At 64.5% G+C, this 15,986-nt stretch carries 17 protein-coding genes and 1 pseudogene; 2 read left to right on the forward strand and 16 right to left on the reverse strand.

The window, feature by feature from the left end; translation table 11 throughout:
- Window positions 1–179 precede the first annotated feature (179 nt).
- Complete coding sequence (locus tag ACX1NL_RS08430) at window positions 180–1,055, reverse strand: YPDG domain-containing protein (protein WP_458897874.1); 876 nt, start codon at window positions 1,053–1,055, stop codon at window positions 180–182.
- 17 nt (window positions 1,056–1,072) lie between these two features.
- On the opposite strand from ACX1NL_RS08430, the gene ACX1NL_RS08435 reads away from it, so the two are divergent.
- On the forward strand, window positions 1,073–1,369 hold the full coding sequence (locus tag ACX1NL_RS08435) for an acyl carrier protein (protein ID WP_448231771.1): 297 nt from the start codon (window positions 1,073–1,075) through the stop codon (window positions 1,367–1,369).
- Window positions 1,321–2,166 carry an HAD-IIA family hydrolase gene (locus ACX1NL_RS08440; protein WP_458897875.1) on the forward strand — a complete coding sequence of 282 codons (846 nt, stop codon included), beginning with the start codon at window positions 1,321–1,323 and terminating at the stop codon, window positions 2,164–2,166. The genes ACX1NL_RS08435 and ACX1NL_RS08440 overlap by 49 nt, the downstream gene beginning before the upstream one ends.
- A gap of 13 nt (window positions 2,167–2,179) precedes the next feature.
- Here the strand turns inward: ACX1NL_RS08440 and ACX1NL_RS08445 are convergent, their stop codons facing one another.
- From ACX1NL_RS08445 to ACX1NL_RS08515, 15 genes and pseudogenes are all read right to left on the reverse strand, one after another.
- Window positions 2,180–2,530: a hypothetical protein gene (locus ACX1NL_RS08445; RefSeq protein WP_458897876.1), complete on the reverse strand. Its 351-nt coding sequence runs from the start codon at window positions 2,528–2,530 to the stop codon at window positions 2,180–2,182.
- 10 nt (window positions 2,531–2,540) lie between these two features.
- Window positions 2,541–3,185 (reverse strand): nucleotidyltransferase domain-containing protein, encoded by a 645-nt coding sequence (locus tag ACX1NL_RS08450; RefSeq protein WP_448236558.1) that lies wholly within the window; start codon window positions 3,183–3,185, stop codon window positions 2,541–2,543.
- Between the two features lie 39 nt (window positions 3,186–3,224).
- The gene (locus ACX1NL_RS08455; protein ID WP_458897877.1) at window positions 3,225–4,619 is read right to left on the reverse strand and encodes an NAD-dependent succinate-semialdehyde dehydrogenase; all 1,395 of its coding nucleotides are present in this window, start codon (window positions 4,617–4,619) and stop codon (window positions 3,225–3,227) included.
- Window positions 4,609–4,929, reverse strand: coding sequence for a hypothetical protein (locus ACX1NL_RS08460; protein WP_239357029.1), 321 nt, complete (start codon window positions 4,927–4,929; stop codon window positions 4,609–4,611). The genes ACX1NL_RS08455 and ACX1NL_RS08460 overlap by 11 nt, the downstream gene beginning before the upstream one ends.
- Before the next feature lie 415 nt (window positions 4,930–5,344).
- Entirely contained in the window at window positions 5,345–6,256 is a 912-nt protein-coding gene (locus tag ACX1NL_RS08465) for a DMT family transporter (RefSeq protein ID WP_269951992.1), read from the reverse strand.
- A 54-nt stretch (window positions 6,257–6,310) separates the two neighbouring features.
- Entirely contained in the window at window positions 6,311–7,153 is an 843-nt protein-coding gene (locus ACX1NL_RS08470) for a trimeric intracellular cation channel family protein (protein WP_458897878.1), read from the reverse strand.
- Window positions 7,154–7,187: 34 nt separating this feature from the next.
- Window positions 7,188–8,003: a trimeric intracellular cation channel family protein gene (locus ACX1NL_RS08475; RefSeq protein WP_458897879.1), complete on the reverse strand. Its 816-nt coding sequence runs from the start codon at window positions 8,001–8,003 to the stop codon at window positions 7,188–7,190.
- A 223-nt stretch (window positions 8,004–8,226) separates the two neighbouring features.
- On the reverse strand, window positions 8,227–9,336 hold the full coding sequence (locus ACX1NL_RS08480; protein WP_458898929.1) for an IS30 family transposase: 1,110 nt from the start codon (window positions 9,334–9,336) through the stop codon (window positions 8,227–8,229).
- Between the two features lie 150 nt (window positions 9,337–9,486).
- A pseudogene (locus ACX1NL_RS08485) lies at window positions 9,487–9,915 on the reverse strand (transposase); the annotation flags it as partial.
- Between the two features lie 85 nt (window positions 9,916–10,000).
- The gene (gene uriH / locus ACX1NL_RS08490) at window positions 10,001–10,999 is read right to left on the reverse strand and encodes a uridine-preferring nucleoside hydrolase UriH (protein ID WP_458897880.1); all 999 of its coding nucleotides are present in this window, start codon (window positions 10,997–10,999) and stop codon (window positions 10,001–10,003) included.
- Complete coding sequence (uriT, locus tag ACX1NL_RS08495) at window positions 10,992–12,434, reverse strand: uridine transporter UriT (protein WP_458897881.1); 1,443 nt, start codon at window positions 12,432–12,434, stop codon at window positions 10,992–10,994. Before uriT ends, uriH begins: the two co-directional genes overlap by 8 nt.
- 131 nt (window positions 12,435–12,565) lie before the next feature.
- On the reverse strand, window positions 12,566–13,363 hold the full coding sequence (locus ACX1NL_RS08500; protein ID WP_181888814.1) for a serine hydrolase domain-containing protein: 798 nt from the start codon (window positions 13,361–13,363) through the stop codon (window positions 12,566–12,568).
- A 30-nt stretch (window positions 13,364–13,393) separates the two neighbouring features.
- Window positions 13,394–14,299: a DUF3800 domain-containing protein gene (locus ACX1NL_RS08505; protein ID WP_181888815.1), complete on the reverse strand. Its 906-nt coding sequence runs from the start codon at window positions 14,297–14,299 to the stop codon at window positions 13,394–13,396.
- 327 nt (window positions 14,300–14,626) lie between these two features.
- Window positions 14,627–14,965, reverse strand: coding sequence for a hypothetical protein (locus tag ACX1NL_RS08510; protein WP_458897882.1), 339 nt, complete (start codon window positions 14,963–14,965; stop codon window positions 14,627–14,629).
- Between the two features lie 338 nt (window positions 14,966–15,303).
- Window positions 15,304–15,969: a DUF4230 domain-containing protein gene (locus ACX1NL_RS08515; RefSeq protein WP_458897883.1), complete on the reverse strand. Its 666-nt coding sequence runs from the start codon at window positions 15,967–15,969 to the stop codon at window positions 15,304–15,306.
- Window positions 15,970–15,986: the final 17 nt, after the last annotated feature.

The following is a 15,986-nucleotide window of genomic DNA, read 5'->3' on the forward strand; positions in this document are numbered from 1 at the left end:
CGTCCTCGTCTACCGGCACGCCTGGATTTGTTCACTACGCGATGAATCAACCCTCCCCTTTCGATCATCCGACCTGGGCAAAATGAACAAACCACCGCGAAGATGAGGGGTTTGTTCACCAGCTAGCAGCCCGCGAGTGAACAAATTCCCGGGGATGGCCCCGGGAGAGCCCGGGGCCCCTACATCTTGGGCAGGAACTGCTGCAGCTGCGGCCACGCGAAGGCGGCGGCGCTTACCAGCAGCGCCAGGATGCCGAAGACGAGAGCGGCCTTCTGCGCCGTGGACGACCCGTTAGAGCTGCCCTCTCCGCCCGGCGCCGGCGCATCCGGCTCCGCCGCCGGGGGCTCCGGCAGCTCCACACCGACACCAGAGTTGTCGATGCTGGTCCAAGTCTTGCGCTCCGACCCATCCGCGAACGTAGTGACTACCTCGAAGTTTGCGTCGCTGTAGGAGTCGGTCGGCACCGTCGCGGTGATGGTGCCCGTCTTCTGGTCGACGCTCCAGTCCCACCCCTCGCCGCCGGTGACCTTCCAACGAGCGTTCGTCGGCAGATCCAGCTGGAATTGGTTCTCCGGCGTCAAGGTCACGGTCTGGCCGGGGTTGGCGGTGACGCGGGCGTCGTAAAGCGGGTTGTAGTAGAACGCGTCGTCGGAGGTCAGTTTGACCTTCTGCGAATACAGCTCATTCGACCCGTCCGGGAACAAAACGCGGACCGAAAAGTCGATGACGTTTTCGCCGGGCTGCGGGGGTGTTTCCCTGGTGTAGTTGTTCAGCCTGACGCCGAGCGGCTTATCCACAAATTCGGTTTCCCCGTTGAACAGCTGCGCCTTCTTCCGCAGCGTGTCCTCGCCGGTCTGCTTCCACTTCGTCCCCTCCGGCACACCGAGAAGCTCGTATTCGATGGTCTCCGAATACCCGTCCCCCGGCTTCACAGCCGCATGCCGCGGCGCCGGATCGAAGTGGGGCGTGTACTCGTCGGCCATCGCGGCGGAGGCGGCGGGCGCGAGCAGGCCGGCGGCGACGACGACCACGGCCGGAAGTGCGAAGCGTTGCATGCGCTTATCATAACGGCATGGAACTTTCGCAGCGGTTGAACCTGAGCAACCTCGACCTCGCCGACGACACGGACGCCCAAGAGCAGGCGGAGGCGCGGGGCACGTTCGCGCGCATTGCGGAGCTCGTGGAGGATATCTCCGGCGTCGAGCTTGAACCGGAAACGACGATTGACGGGAGCGGGATTTCGTCGTTAAGCCGTATTGAGCTCGCTGTTCGCATCGAGGAGGAGTTCGCAGTGCCTATCGACGAGCACGTCTACGCCCAATGCACCACCGCCCAAGACCTCGCCGACTATGTGGAGGAGCACCAGTGATTTCGTATCTGACCGACATGGATGGCGTGCTGCACCGCGAGGGCGAGATCATTCCCGGCGCCAAGGAGTTCATCGGAGCGCTGCGCAGCGAAGACATCGATTTTATGGTGCTGACCAACAACTCGATTCAGACCCCGCGCGACCTGTCCGCGAAGCTGATGCGCATGGGCCTGGACATCGAGCCGGAGCGCATCTGGACCTCCGCCACCGCGACCGCGAAGTTCTTGTCGCAGCAGGCTGGCGAGGCATCCGCATACGTCATCGGGGAAGCCGGCTTGACGACGGCTTTGCACGAAATCGGCTGGATCCTCACCGACACGGACCCCGACTTTGTGGTGCTGGGCGAAACGCGCACCTACTCCTTCGAAGCGCTGACCACCGCGTCGAACCTGATCCGCAACGGCTCGCGGTTCATCGCCACCAACCCGGATCTGACCGGCCCGGGGCCCGCAGGCGTGGTGCCGGCGACCGGGTCCGTGGCCACCATGATCACCGCCGTGACCGGCATGGAGCCCTACTACGTGGGCAAACCGAACCCGGTGATGATGCGCTCGGCGCTCAACAACATCGGCGCGCACTCCGAGAACACGGTGATGATCGGCGACCGTATGGACACCGACGTCAAGGCCGGCCTCGAGGCGGGCATGCGCACCGTGCTCGTGCGCAGCGGCATCTCCGACGACTCCGAGATCGCCAAGTACCCCTTTCGCCCCACCGCGGTGGTGGATTCCGTGGCGGACCTGGTGGACCGCATCCGCGACCCGTTTGGCGACGGGTTCTACACGGACGGCGAGTAGCCGGGGCAGTTGCCTACGGGGCGAGCTGCCTCGCCCTATTGACGAGCTTCACTGACAGCCGCGAAGTCTGTTTAACCTGCACTTCGCTAAGGCCGACGTCGCTGTAGTTCGCCACCGTTTTGTTTTGCAGCACCGTGTTGAGCGCCTTCGCTGCGTCTTTTTCTCCAGCCAACTCGAGCATCCGCACCGCCTCGAGGTGATCAGCGGAACGGTTGTATTCACCAGTCAGCGCTCCGCAGATCACGTCCCCAGCACCGATCGCTGCGTTGATGTAGCTCGAGATCACAGCGTTCGCTCCGAACTCGCCTTCGGCGAACTGCGCCAACTCCAGATGCTCTTCTACGCGGAGCATCCGCTTGCGCAAGACAGCGTTGTTAGCTTGCGCGGTCTTCCCCTTGCCCGCTCGTGGTGCCACGAATCCCCCTCAGAATCCCCCGAACTTCTTGCGGATCACCATAAATGGTTTTGCCCTCGCCCGCTATGTTCTCAAGGATCGCGCCCGGGTTTTCCTGGTTACGCGTCCAGACGACAACATTGGCGGGCACCCCTGTCCAGGCTTCTACCTGCCGGGATAGCTCGTACGCTCCGTTTTCCGCCTGCACCGCCGCCGATTCGCTGTCCACCAAAATGAGCAAATCAATGTCGCTGGAATCCCCCATCTCGCCGCGAGCCGCCGAGCCGAATAGTACGCACCCCGCCACGCTCGCAGGCCAAGCATCCAGGGACTGCGCGATGCGGGAGTACAGCTCCTCGGTCGCTTGAGCGATTTCCCGGATCGGGCCAGCAAGCAGGTGTTGTTGATTCAGCGAGTAGCCCCTCGCCTGCCCCAGCACCCGCTCAAGAACCACCCCGCTCCGGGCGAGCCGTTCCAAGCTACGACGCACGCTGGACAGAGACGGCCCCGCCACGAGACGGTGAACCTGTTGGGCGGTGAGCTCCACCGGCGCTCGGCCGAGCGAGAGCAACACCGCCGCATCCGCATCTGAGCAGATGGCAGTGAACGGGTTCTGAAGCTTCATGGTGTCAATATTGACACGCTCGTTTCATTTTTGAAACAGCTACACCGCCGAGTCGGAGCCGGCGACGTAGAAGCGCTGGTGGTTGACAAACTCGTCCATGCCCAGCGGGCCGAGCTCGCGGCCCAGGCCGGACGCCTTCACGCCGCCGAACGGCAGCTCGGCGCCGCGGGCCTGCGGGATGTTCACGTGGATCATGCCGGTGTCGATCTTCGCGGCGACCTTCTTGGCGCGCTCGGCGTCCTCGGACATCACGGCGCCGCCGAGGCCGTAGCGGGAATCGTTGGCCAGCTCGATCGCTTCCTCCTCGGAGGACACCTTGTACACCTCGGCCACGGGCCCGAAGAACTCCTCGTAGTAGGAGTCGGAGCCGACCGGGATGTCGGTGATCACGGCCGGGGTGATGTAGGCGCCCTTGCCGGTGACCTCGCCGCCGACGCGCAGGTTCGCGCCATCCTCGACAGCTAGGCGCAGCTGCTGCGCCAGAAGCTCCGCAGCGTCGCGGGAGGACAGCGGGTAGAACTCGTTGCCGTCGCCGGGGTTGAGCGGGTCGCCCTCGCTATACGACGCCGCCAGGTCCACCAACGCCTGCACAAACTCGTCGTAAATGTCCTCCATAACGATCATGCGCTTGTTGGACGTGCAGGCCTGGCCCACGTTGCCGATGCGTTTGTTCCACGCGGTCTCCGCGGCGGCCTTGACGTCGGAAGCATCCAGCACGACGTAGGCGTCGGTACCGCCGAGCTCGAGCACGCACTTCTTCAGCGCCTGGCCAGCCTGGGAGGCGATGGTGCGGCCGGCGCGCTCGGAGCCGGTGAGCGACACGCCCTGGACGCGGTCGTCGTTGATCAGCGTGGAGACCTGCGAGTGCTTGGCGTACAGGTTCGTGTACAGGCCCTTCGGCGCGCCCGCCTCGTCGAAGATCTTCGCAATCGCCGCGGCGGAGCGGGGACAGATCTCGGCGTGCTTGACCATCACCACGTTGCCGGCCATCAGCGCCGGGGCCGCGAAGCGTGCGACCTGGTAGTACGGGAAGTTCCACGGCATGATGCCCAGGATCACGCCGAGCGGGACCTTGCGCATCACGGAGGTGCCGCCGCGCTGGTTCGGGATCTCCTCGTCGGCGCCGAACTCAGCGCCGTTGTCGGCGTAGTAGTTGAAAATCTCGACGACGTCGTTGATCTCGCCGTCGCCCTCCTTGACCGACTTGCCCATCTCTTCTGCGATGATGCGGGTCAGCTCGGCACGTTGCTCGTCGAAAAGCTTCGCAACCTTGCGAAGGACCTCCGCGCGCTCCTCGAAGCTCCTCTCGCGCCACTGCTTGAACGTGTCGTTTGCGGTGGTCAGCGCGGTTTCGAGCGCGTCGTCGGTGATGAAGTCGAAGGACTCGACGATCTCGTTGTTTTTCGGGTTTTGTACGCGGTATTTAGTAGACATGCGGCCCATCGTAGGAGCGTGGCGTGAGGCTCGCCACAAAATTTTTCTCCCGCGAAAGCCGGTCCATGGCCTGCGCAAACGGCTCGATCTCCTCGTGCGTGGCGTAAATCGTCTCGCGGCACGAGTACGTGCGGTCCGCGCGCCGCTGCCAGCGGGTGAACCAGATTTCGCCGGGCGCGCCGTCGGGAAGCAAGAGCATTTGCTTTTCGACGCTCCGTCGTTCCCGCACCGGCATCCCCTCAACGCAGAATGTCCACGCGAGTCGGGTGCGCGGGGCGCGGCAGGTCGGTGCGGCCAGTGTTGTCGTCATTGGTGGGGACCCTTCTTGCGGGCGCCTTTTCGGCGTGCCCGCATCGATGGCGGCACACTCCGACCCCGGTGACTAGGCGGGATGTTGCGCCGCGGCGGGTGACTAGTCCGCGCGGCGGAGTGTGAGACGAGAGGTTCGTCTTCCCCAACGGCCTCTGATTTCTCTCGGCCGATATTGCTTCACACAAGTTGACTCGAGCAACCCTCAACCGCTGGTTGATCCCCCTATTTGCTCGAGCTTCGGTTGAGGTTGAGGGGCGGCGGGCACGCGTAGCCCGCACGTCAGGCCGCGAGCCCCTCTTGCCGCCCCGATCGCAAATGCCGATATCGGCGTTTACGCCTTCCGAGATGCGGCGACCTGGGCTTTTGCGGAGCCGTTACGGGTAAACGCCGATATCGTCGTTTAGCACCCCGCCCTACAGCAGCCGCACCGCCAGCACGCCGAGGAAGATCACCACCAGGCCGGCCAGGCGCGTCGCCGTCAGCGGGTTCTTCCGCGCCCCGAACGCCCCGCGCGCCTCCAGCGCCTGGCCGGCCGCGATCGTGCCCGCGTTGAACGCGATCACGGTGGTGGCTGTGCCAAGCAGCGGCGCCAGGGTCGCGCCCGAGATGACAAACGTCGCGCCGACCAGGCCGCCGAGCCACATCCACCACGGCCCCGGCTCAGGACGCCGCGCGAGCTGGCGAGGGCTGGTCACCAGCGCCGCCACCAGCAGCAACACCGCGCCGACCGCGAGGTTGATCTCGCCGGCGTGCAGCGACGACCCGGCGATGCCGCCCATGTAACCGTTCACGGAGGTCTGGATGGCGGTGCACACGCCGACGAGCACGCCGAGCACGCGGAAGATCGCCAGCTCGAGCCCCTCGGCGTCGCCCTCCAGCACCGGTCGTTTGCCCGCGCGCAGCACCACCACAATCCCGGCGAACACCACCGCCGCGCCCAAAACGCGCATCCACGACACCGGCATCGCGGGTGCGCCGAACAGCCCGAACCGGTCCACGAGCAGCCCCATCACCACCTGCCCCAGAATCGGCAGGACCACGGTCTCCAGCGCACCCAGGCGGGGAAACAGCAGGATGTTGCCCAGCACGAAGCACACGCCCATGACGCCGCCGAGCCAGCCCCACCAGGGCACGTCGGCAGAAAACTGCGGCACCGGGTTGCCGCGCAGCACCGTCGTCGCCACCACCGCGAAAAACAGCGCCGAGCTAAACGAGATCAGCGCCGACACCACCGGCTTGTTCCCCACGCTCATACGCAGGCGGGAGTTCGCCGCGGTCTGGATCGGAATCAGCCCGCCGACGGCGAGCGCCACAAGCAACAGCATGCGCCGATCTTCTCACGCCCAGCGCGCCGCCGTTTGTCTAGCCCGCAGCGGTAGCTACTTCAGCCCGTAGGCGCGGTAGAGGGCGGCGATGAACTCGTCGTGGGTGATGTCGCCGTCGATGGCGGCGAGCTCGTCGCGCACATCTTTGCGCGTCGGCGCGGAAATCAGGGTCGGGTTGGCGTTGCGCTGCCGGTACGTAACGGGCGGAAGCTTGCCGCCGACCCGGTGCTTCATGCGCGTGAAATAGCTGTCCACGGGCGCGAGCGCCTCTACGCCCGGCACCGACCAATCCAGCCAGTACGCGGCCACACCCAGCGCGATGCCGAGCAGCGCGGACACCGCCAGGCCCACCGACTGCCAGCCAAGGTCGTAGAAGAGCTGCACGCTTATCGACGACACTATCGCCGGGACCACGTACAACTGGCGGTCAATGAGAATGTTGGGAATCTGCCCGATCATCATCTCGCGGATGACCATGCCACCGGTGGCGGTGAGTACGCCCATGAGGATGCAGCCGAACCACGTGACGTCGGCACGCAATGCTGTGACCGTGCCGGTGACCGCCCACACGCCCACGATGACCATGTCGCCGTGGAAGCGGAACAGCTCCCACGCGCGGCCGCCGATGGACAGCGCGAACGCCACCAGCGAACCGACGAGCGCCGTGCCGATGTACCACGGGTTCTGCAGCGCGGACGCCGGGGTGGAGCCGATCAGGGCGTCGCGGATCATGCCGCCCGCCATGCCGGAGATTATGGAGATGATCATGAACCCGACGGCGTCGAAACGCATCCGCCTGGCCACAAGCCCGCCCATCAAAGCGTTGAGGAACACGCCGATCAGATCCATCACGGCAAACGAAAAACCCACAGGGGTGAGCACGTTGTCGAAGTACATGCGCGCCATCGTAGGGGGCGAGCTCGGTCGTGGGTTAGGTCTTGGCCTCCGTGCTCTCCCGCACCTCGTTTTGCAGCATTACCCGCAGCGCCTGAATCAGCTGCTCGTCCGAGGCGTGCTCCAACGCGTTGCGCACCTCCCGACCGGACTCGGCCGGGCGTCGCGAATCCGTGTCCACGCCGAGCGCCTCGCCGATCTTCTCCTCCAGCGGGCGTTCGATGCGCTTGGTCTGGAGCCCCAACAGCTTGTCGCCGCCGAAGTACACCGCCAGCGCGAACAGCGGCGCGGCGATCGCGGCGGCCAGCATGCCCTCCCACACCAGGTCAAAGCGGTTGAGCACCAACATGATCACCGACGCGATGATCGCCGGGAACACCGTCATCTTCTCGCTGGTAAAAAGCGCCGGGATCTGCCGCAGCACAATGTCTCGGGCGAGCGTGCCGCCGGTCGCGGTGATCACGGCGAGCAGCACGCACGGCACCCAGCTCAGCTCCGCGTTGAGCCCCTTGATCGTGCCGCCGACCGCCCACACGCCGATGGTGACCACGTCCGCGTAGAACCGGAAGTTCTCCCACAGTTTGCCGCGCAGGGGTGCAAAGTAGGCGATCAGCCCGCCGATCGTGGCGGTGATCAAGTAGCCGGGGTTGGTCATGGCGGCGGCGGGGCCGTCGTTAAGTATGGCGTCGCGCATGAGGCCACCGCTTAACGACGAAATCAGCGCCACGAACGCGAACCCCACAATGTCGAAGTTCATCCGCTTGGCCACGGTCCCGCCGATCGTGGCCGCCAACAACACGCCGGTGTATTCGAGGACAAAGTAAAGAGTGCCCACATCATCAGAAAAGTCCATGGGCGCCAAGGCTAGCTTTCCGGGCGGGTGCGCGCCTGGACGGGCATTAGGTGGTCGGTGTGGGGTTGCTCCACATGCCATAAACCGGCTACCTAGAACCGGTTACCAGCCGAATTTTCGCAGGGTAACCGGTTCTAGGTAGCCGGTTTTGTTGGAAAGCAGGTGCTTGGCCGAGCAAACCGCACAGATGGTGAAAGGCAGATGGTGAATCCGCGCGGCGGGATCAAGCGGTTAATGCGCCACGTTTGAATATTTGCTCGAGTATTTCACGTGGTGTTGCTCCGCCGAGGACTTGTCGTGGTGTGTCGTTGAGTTCGTTTTGTACCCAGGCGACGTGCTCGGGGGTGACTTCGGCGAAGTCGGTGCCTTTCTTGTAGAACCGGCGGCGGATCTCACCGTTGGTGTTTTCGTTGGTGGGCCGCTGCCACGGCGAGTGCGGGTCGCAAAAGTACACCTCGCAGCCGTCTTTGATGCGCACACGTGCGGTTTCAGCCATTTCCACGCCTTGGTCCCAGGTGATGGTCTTGAGCTGTTCGGCGTTGAGGTCTTTGACCATCTGCTGGATCGTTGCAATCACCGTCATCGATGTGTGTTCGGTGGGCAGATGTCCAAGCAGGGTGTAGCGGCTGGTGCGCTCAACTAGGGTGATCAGCGCGCTTTTGCCGCCTTTGCCGATGACAAGATCGCCTTCCCAGTGCCCGGGGATTGCCCGGTCGTCGGCTTCTGGGCTGCGCTTGGTGATTTCAGCGCCTTTGATCCACGGCTTGCCGGTGAGCAGACCTGCATTGCGGGGCCGGGTTTTTCGGCGTTTCCCGCCGCGGATGAGCACATCTTGGGTCTTCATCACCGCTTCAAGCTCGGCGCGCAGGCTGCCTTTGCCCTGGATGTATAAGGCGCTGTAGATCGCTTCGTGGGAAATACGCATGCTTTCATCATCGGCGAAAGCATGCTGAAGCCACACACTGATGCGCCCGGGTGACCACCGGCGGGCAAGGCACTCCACCACCACAGCGCGAAGTGCCGGGTTGTCGTCGAGCTTGCGCACCTTCGGCCGGCACGCACGCGCCTGAGCACCCGTGTGGGCACGCCGGGCGTTGTAGAACACCTTCTTTTCGCCGTCATCGTCGATGATTTCCCATCCGTTGCGGGCAATTTCCCGGCTGATCACGCTGTGGTGGCGCCCCAGAAGTGTGGCGATCTGTCTGGCTGACAATCCCTGGCTGCACCCATGTTGGATCGTCAGGCGGTCTTCAAACGACAGTTGGACCCCGCGGCCGACTTTCACACGGTCCTCGGCATGGGCGGCAGGCACGTGGCCTGCCTGTGTTTTCATTGGTGCTGGCACGGAATCAACTTTGCTGTGTGCAGGGGTCTTTACCGCGCAAGCATCCGGCGTGTCCGCGCGCTGTGGCGCATCAACGCGTTTCGCCGCTTTCTCCTGGCGTGCTTGCTGCACCCAGCGATACACCGAATTCGCAGACCTGTCGAACGCTGCCGCGACCTTGTCAACCGGCTCACCAGCTAATACTCGCTCGACCGCGTCTGCTTTTTGCTGCGGGGTGATACGGGGCTTTTGCTGCAGTTCGGTCCGCACACCGACTTTCGCCAACCGCTGGTACAACGCCCCTGGTGACATGCCCAACGTCGCAGCCGCGTCCGGTACCGACATGCCTGACATCACCAGCGCCACCGCGTCGTCGACAAGCTGGTCACGCTCACGCGCCAACGCCTTCATCGGTGGGAGTGCGCCAGCTTGCTTGACCCATTCATAAACCGTGGCCTCTGCCACTCCGGCATCACGAGCAATCTCGCCGACATCATCGCCTGCAACAAGCCGCGCCACAGAAGCAGCCTTCACATCCTTCGGAGTCCAACGACCAGCCACAACAACCTCCAAGTCGAGGTGGCGCATTCACCCACTGACAACTCCCGCCAATTTTGCGCATATTCACCATCTGCCTTTCACCATTTGCGGGAAGAGAGCGGGTGGCGCGCCCCTACCCCAGGCGCTCGACGGCGTCGACCACGAGGTCCCAGAACCGGTCCACGTCCAGGCGCGTCGCCACCGAAGTGTTGCAGGCCGGGTCTGCGGCGGACGCAGCAGCACCAGCAGCGCCACCGCCCGGCACGCCCGACGCGAGCGCAGCGCCGAACGCGCGCAGGTCCGCCACGGTCCGCCCGCGCGTCAGCGTGCCGGCAAGCTCCACCGACACCGGCACGGAAGCGGTCTCGACCACGGTCGGGTCGATGACGTACGCCACCGCGCACGGGTCGTGGACCGGCGGGTTGTCAAAGCCCTGGGCGTTTTTGTAGTTGGAACGGAACGCGTCCACAAGCGCGGCCAGGAAGTCGCCGCTCGGCGTGCCCAAATCCCGAAAACGTTCCTGCACTGCGGGCGTCGCTAAGGCTTGGTGCGTCAGGTCCAGCCCGACCATGACCACGGGCCAGTCCTCGCCGAACACGATCGCGGCGGCCTCCGGGTCGACGGCGATGTTGAACTCCGCGGACGGCGAGTAGTTGCCGGCCCCGTACGCGCCACCCATCAGCACGACCTCGCGCACCCGCGAGACAATCCGCGGCTCCAGGCGCGCGGCCAAGGCGATGTTGGTCAGCGGCCCGGTGGGCACCAGGGTCACGGTCCCCGGCTCTTCGCGCATCAGCGTATCGACGATCCACTGCACCGCCCCGATCTCCCCCACCGGAACAGCAGGTTCCGGCAGGTCGAAGCCGTGGATTTCCATGCCGGTGTCGCCGTGGATGTCTTCGGCGGTGACGACGTCGTTAAGCAATGGGCGCGTCACCCCGCGGAAGACGGGGACATCCGTGAGACCGGCGACCGTGAGCACCTGCTGCGCGTTGCGCGTGACGTGGTCGATGGTGTGGTTGCCGCCGACGGTGGTCAGACCGAGCAGCTCGATGTCCGGGTGGCCGGCGGCGAGCAGGATGGCGACGGCGTCGTCGTGGCCGGGGTCGCAGTCCAGGATGATTTTACGCACGGGCAGCCATATCCTCCGCCGCGAGCGTGTCCGGAACGGTCTCCGGCTTCGGGATGAGGAAGGACGCCGCGAACGCGCAGCCCAGCAGGATCGCGCCGGCGATCATGCCCGCGCGGTAGCTGCCGCCGGTGGCGGTGAACACGGCGAAGATGATGGTGAACGACAGGCCGGCGCCCAGGTTGAACGCGCCGCCGTTGAGCCCCGGCAGGTAGCCCTGGTTGTGCTTCGGCGCCAGCACCACCCCGAGCGAGCCGAGCATGATGTTGCCCATGCCGGCGTAGGTGATGCCGGCGAGGATGGACATGGCCAGGAGCATCGCGTGGGTGGCGTTGCCGACGACGACGGTGCCGAACAGCACGGACAGCGCAGCACCCGCGATGCCGATCTGCAGGATGATCTTGTAGCCCACGCGCCCCGCGAGCCAGCCGGAGATCGGGCCCATGGCCAGGCCGGCCAGGGCGTACGGGGTCAGCGTCCACCAGGACACGACGCCAGCGGACATGCCCGGGCCGGCCGCCGGGTCCTGCGCCAGGTTGGGCACCAGGCCGTTCATCACGGCGAACACGCCGGTCATGGTCAGGGTGGTGGTCAAAAGCAGCGCCCAGGTGCGGCGCTGGGACAGCAGGTCGGTGGACATCAGCGGGTGCGGACTGGACTTCTCGGTGCGCCAGAACCACACCAGCGACGCGCCGCCGATGACCAGCAAGAGGATCACCATGAACCAGTTCGCAGCGGCGAGCTCGCTGGCCATGTTCAGGGCGGTCAGCACGAGGCCGACGCCGACGACCAGGCCGACAACGCCCTTCCAGTCCATCGGCTGGAGCTGGTCGGACTTAGTCTCCGGCACGCCGTACTGCACGGCGAATACGGCGATCAGCGCGGCGGCGCCGATGACCCAGAAGAGGGAGCGGAAACCGAAGGCGTCGGTAAGCCAGCCGCCCAAAATCGCGTCGATGCCGGCGATACCGCCGTTGACCGAGGTGAGGATGCCCACCAGGAACGCAAACTGCTTCTCCTCGCGCACCGCCTGGCGCAGCATCACGGACGTCAGCGCCACGGTCGGGCCGGACACGCCCTGGATCACGCGGCCGATGAACAGCATGGTCACGTTGGTGGCCAGCGCCGCGACGACGGAGCCGATGACCGTGCCGATCATCATCCACACCAGCACCTTGCGGCGCCCAATCAAGTCACCCCAGCGCGGCATGAACAGCGCAAACACGGCCGCCGCGGTGAAGAACGCCGTCTGCGTCATGCCGATCTGCGCGGTGGTGGCGTTGAGGTCCATCTCCATCGTGTGCAGCGCCGGCGCGAGCATGGAAGCGTTGAGCTGGAACGCGAAAACGGCGACCAGCAGCGCCGTCATCAGGGGCACGACCTGGTTGGTCGGCAGCTTCTGCCCCGCTGCTGGTAGCGGGGTGTTTGTCGTAGTCATGCGTGCAGTTTAAAACACTGCGCGCCGCGCGCCTACACGAAAAAGGCGGTGGCTACACCCGAAATGCGGGGGCATTTTGCCTATCGACGCCCACCTCACCGGCCCCCACTCCCCCCGCCGAAGATCGCCGCTTACCCCAGCGCCTCCCACAGCGCAGTGTTGGTCTCCTGCCACAACGGCTTGGCCCAGTCGCCGAACTCGCGGTCCGTCAGCACCACGCACGCCTGCCCGCCCGCGACCCACAGGTACGTCCCGGCCATGCCGAAGTGCCCGACGGTGTCCGCGGGCATGCCGTCGCCGGTCCAGTGCGGCGCCTTCTCGCCCTTGATCTCAAACCCGAGGCCCCACTGGCACGGCTTCTGCATGCCGTAACCAGGCACAACGCCGCGCAGGTCGCCGAACTGGTTAGAAAAGGCCTCGCCAAGCGTCGACGGGTCCAGAAGACGCGGCGAGAGGAGCTCGGAGGCGAACGCAGAAAGGTCGCCGACGGTGGAGCGCCCGCCGTGGCCGGCCGAGCCGTAGATTTCGGTGGAGTCCATGCCGAGCGGCTCGAAGACCCCCTCGCGGGCGTAGTCCGCAAACGCGATGCCGGTGGTTTCTTCGACGTGGTCGGCCAGGATCTCGTAGCCGGCCGAGGAGTAGATGCGGCGCTCCCCCGATTCCTTCTGCGGCTCGCGGGAGTCGAACCCCACCCCGGCAGCGTGCGCGAGGAGGTGGCGGATGGTGGAGTTGGGGGGACCGGCGGCGTCGTCAAGCTCGAATGCCCCCTCCTCCACCGCGAGGAGCACGGCGTACGCGGAGAGCAGCTTGGTCACGCTCGCGAGTTCGAAGACTTTGTCCTGGTCGCCGAACGTGGCTTCCGTGTCGCCGACGAGGGCCGCCGCGACGTTGTCCACCGGCCAGTTGCTGAAAAACTTCTCGAGCTCCATGCCGCCCACCTTACGTAGAAGCTCGTTTCTTCAGCTGTTCTTCGCCCTGACAGCCGCAACACGCACCTGTTCAAGCTTCCTTCGGTTTTCCGGGGTCAGCATGCTCGGGTCGTTGATAACCGGACGCCTTGGATCCAAAATATCGGAATGAACCAAGTCTGGTATTCCCCGCTCGAACAGATGCAATTTGGATTCGTATGTAAAAGCCCCTCGTGCTGCACTGATCTGCTTGGATTCCGCTAACCATTCGTAGCGAGAATTAGGAACAAGTTGGGATTCAACAGCGCGTTTAACGAGAGCGCAAACCCAATCCGCAAACTGGATGTTGGCCGAGAGCGTGCTATCAATATGCATCGGTGGTTCAATGATTCTCCGCATTTCCTCGAAGTCAGCGGCCCTTCCCAGAATGTGGGCGTACATCTGAGGTAGGCGTTGCTTCCGAGACTTCTCATTAATCTGATCCATCATCACCATCACCGATTGGTCGGCTTTGTCGGCGTGCCGAGCGATCCGATTTAGCGCCTCGTACATTGCAGATTGTTCGCGCCTTTCGAATTCTGCTGGGCCGGTGTTGGTCTGCTTCGGTGTCCCCACTGGCTTCTCATCCACGTAATAAAAAAGGTGCCCGCCCATTCCCCTTAACGAACCGATCAAAGAGTTAAACACCCTCAGATTCTGGGGTCGCTCTTCACACACCCTCGCGTACAAGAGCGATGCACCTTTCTTCTCCCAACGCCCCGGGTCTTGGCCTTCAGGAATCTCGTTTTTGAACAATCTCTTCTTCGCTTCTGCGAAGTACGCCCCGAATACACGCGCTTTGTCCTCTGGAATGATGAACCCGCCATAGCCAAATGCTGGGCTGTCAGCGAACCTTGGATGACTAGGGGAGACAAAGGCGCCAGGTGCCCCTATCTCATCTAGATACGCAAGGAGCACGCGAAACCCCCTTCAGGCGAAGCGCCAGGACAGTCGTGCATTCAATACACGAAAACCCACACTAGCGTGTGGGTTTCGGAGTTGCTGCCCGGAGGATTCTTGCGGACGCTCACCTCTGGCTCACATCTGTGAATATACGACGCGCGGGGTACAACGTCAAAGGGTTTCACGCAGAAATTCAAACCGCCCACCCGGCAACGTCGGCAGTCACGAGCCTCAAGCCGGGGACCGGGTGGCGTGCGCCCCACCCGCAGACCCCTAGTAAGCGATCCCTATTACGGCCCATTTTCAGCCATACTCGGGAGGGCTTACTCGGGGTTTGTGTCCTTAGAACGGCAGCGCCGGGAGTGTGAGCCCCGGGACCATGCCTGCCGACACCGCGAACGCCGCCCCAACACCGAGCAGCGCCAGCACCACGGCGACGATGCCGGCGATGGTGCCCGGCGCGACCTCCGAATTCAGGCTCGACGGCGCGGCCGGCGCAGTGCGGTTGATGTCCTTGCCGCAGTCCTCGAAACGCTGCGCGGTGTAGGAGGCGGCGGACTTGACGTAGGCGACCTCGTTGGCGCTGAACGGGGTCTCAAAGGTGGACGCGGCGCGCCGGTCTTGGAGCTTGTCAGGTCGTCGGCGATGACGGAGCTGGTGGTGTGCTCCTCGACGGGCCACAGCTGCAGATCATCGGTTTGCTTCACCGAGCCCCAGCCGTTCTCGCCGAGCCCGGCGCGCAGCTCGTCCTGTTTCTTCGCCCACAACGCGAGCGCGTCGGCGCGGGAACCGGAGTGGTAAAGGATGTCGTCGGCGTTAAGGCCGGCGGCCAGGGCAGGCACCTGGTCCGCGTTGTACTCGACGGCGCAGACGCGGGAAAAGCCCGGGTCGACGGGCGCTTCAGGCGCGTCGGCGGCTCCGGCGACGGGCGGAAGTACGGCAGCAGCGGCGGCGCAGACGACAACGCCGGCAGTGAGAGTTTTACGCATGTGGAAAAAGATACCCCGCACGGCACCTCCTTACCAGCCTTTCCACAAACCCCGAGAAACCCGCACCTCGTAGTCCTCGTACTCCGTGCCGGACACCAGCGCCGCCACGTGTGCGCGCACGAGCTCCTCGGCGTGCTGCCCGGCGCGGTCGAGAAGCCCGGACGCGATGGCTTTCTCCCGCGCGTCGGCCTCCCGGTCGGCGATGAACCCGGTGACGTCTTCGACGCGGAGTTGGTTGATGGGGTTCATGGTTTGGTCGTAAACCTTGACGCTGTCGGCGTCGATGTGGGATTCCAGAACCTCCACCTCAGGCAGTTGCACGTTGACTTCCCCGTCGGCCAGGTGGACGTCGATAAGCGAGGCGTCCTTGATGCCCGCGGTGACGCGCCCGTCGTACGTAACCAGGAAATTCCGTCCGGTAAACGGCACGCGCACCCCGAGCACCTCGAGGCCTTCCTGGTCGAATTTGCCCACGTCGGAGAAGACGTATTCCTCCACAGAAAGCTCGGCAATATCGCCTAACGACGCCCCAATGGTCGTCGACGTCACCTCCCCCTCTTTCCAATTGAGCAGCGCCGGGCGGGTCAGCGCCAAGACGAGCGCCACGATGGCGACCACGGCTATGACCGAGGCCAGCGCACCGAAGCAGCCGGTTGGCCGGGTATCGCGCGGGGAAATCTGCAATTTCGTGCTCACTTCGTTTACCTTACTTC

Source organism: Corynebacterium sp. CQ3829_602738, from assembly GCF_054478435.1.

Bases quoted from the DNA above. Each gene is read 5' to 3' on its own strand.
- ACX1NL_RS08430 (WP_458897874.1), bottom strand. From the start codon at position 1,055: ATGCAACGCTTCGCACTTCCGGCCGTGGTCGTCGTCGCCGCCGGCCTG.
- ACX1NL_RS08435 (WP_448231771.1), top strand. From the start codon at position 1,073: ATGGAACTTTCGCAGCGGTTGAACCTGAGCAACCTCGACCTCGCCGAC.
- ACX1NL_RS08440 (WP_458897875.1), top strand. From the start codon at position 1,321: ATGCACCACCGCCCAAGACCTCGCCGACTATGTGGAGGAGCACCAGTG.
- ACX1NL_RS08450 (WP_448236558.1), bottom strand. From the start codon at position 3,185: ATGAAGCTTCAGAACCCGTTCACTGCCATCTGCTCAGATGCGGATGCG.
- ACX1NL_RS08455 (WP_458897877.1), bottom strand. From the start codon at position 4,619: ATGTCTACTAAATACCGCGTACAAAACCCGAAAAACAACGAGATCGTC.
- ACX1NL_RS08460 (WP_239357029.1), bottom strand. From the start codon at position 4,929: ATGACGACAACACTGGCCGCACCGACCTGCCGCGCCCCGCGCACCCGA.
- ACX1NL_RS08465 (WP_269951992.1), bottom strand. From the start codon at position 6,256: ATGCTGTTGCTTGTGGCGCTCGCCGTCGGCGGGCTGATTCCGATCCAG.
- ACX1NL_RS08470 (WP_458897878.1), bottom strand. From the start codon at position 7,153: ATGTACTTCGACAACGTGCTCACCCCTGTGGGTTTTTCGTTTGCCGTG.
- ACX1NL_RS08475 (WP_458897879.1), bottom strand. From the start codon at position 8,003: ATGGACTTTTCTGATGATGTGGGCACTCTTTACTTTGTCCTCGAATAC.
- ACX1NL_RS08480 (WP_458898929.1), bottom strand. From the start codon at position 9,336: ATGAAAACACAGGCAGGCCACGTGCCTGCCGCCCATGCCGAGGACCGT.
- uriT (WP_458897881.1), bottom strand. From the start codon at position 12,434: ATGACTACGACAAACACCCCGCTACCAGCAGCGGGGCAGAAGCTGCCG.
- ACX1NL_RS08500 (WP_181888814.1), bottom strand. From the start codon at position 13,363: ATGGAGCTCGAGAAGTTTTTCAGCAACTGGCCGGTGGACAACGTCGCG.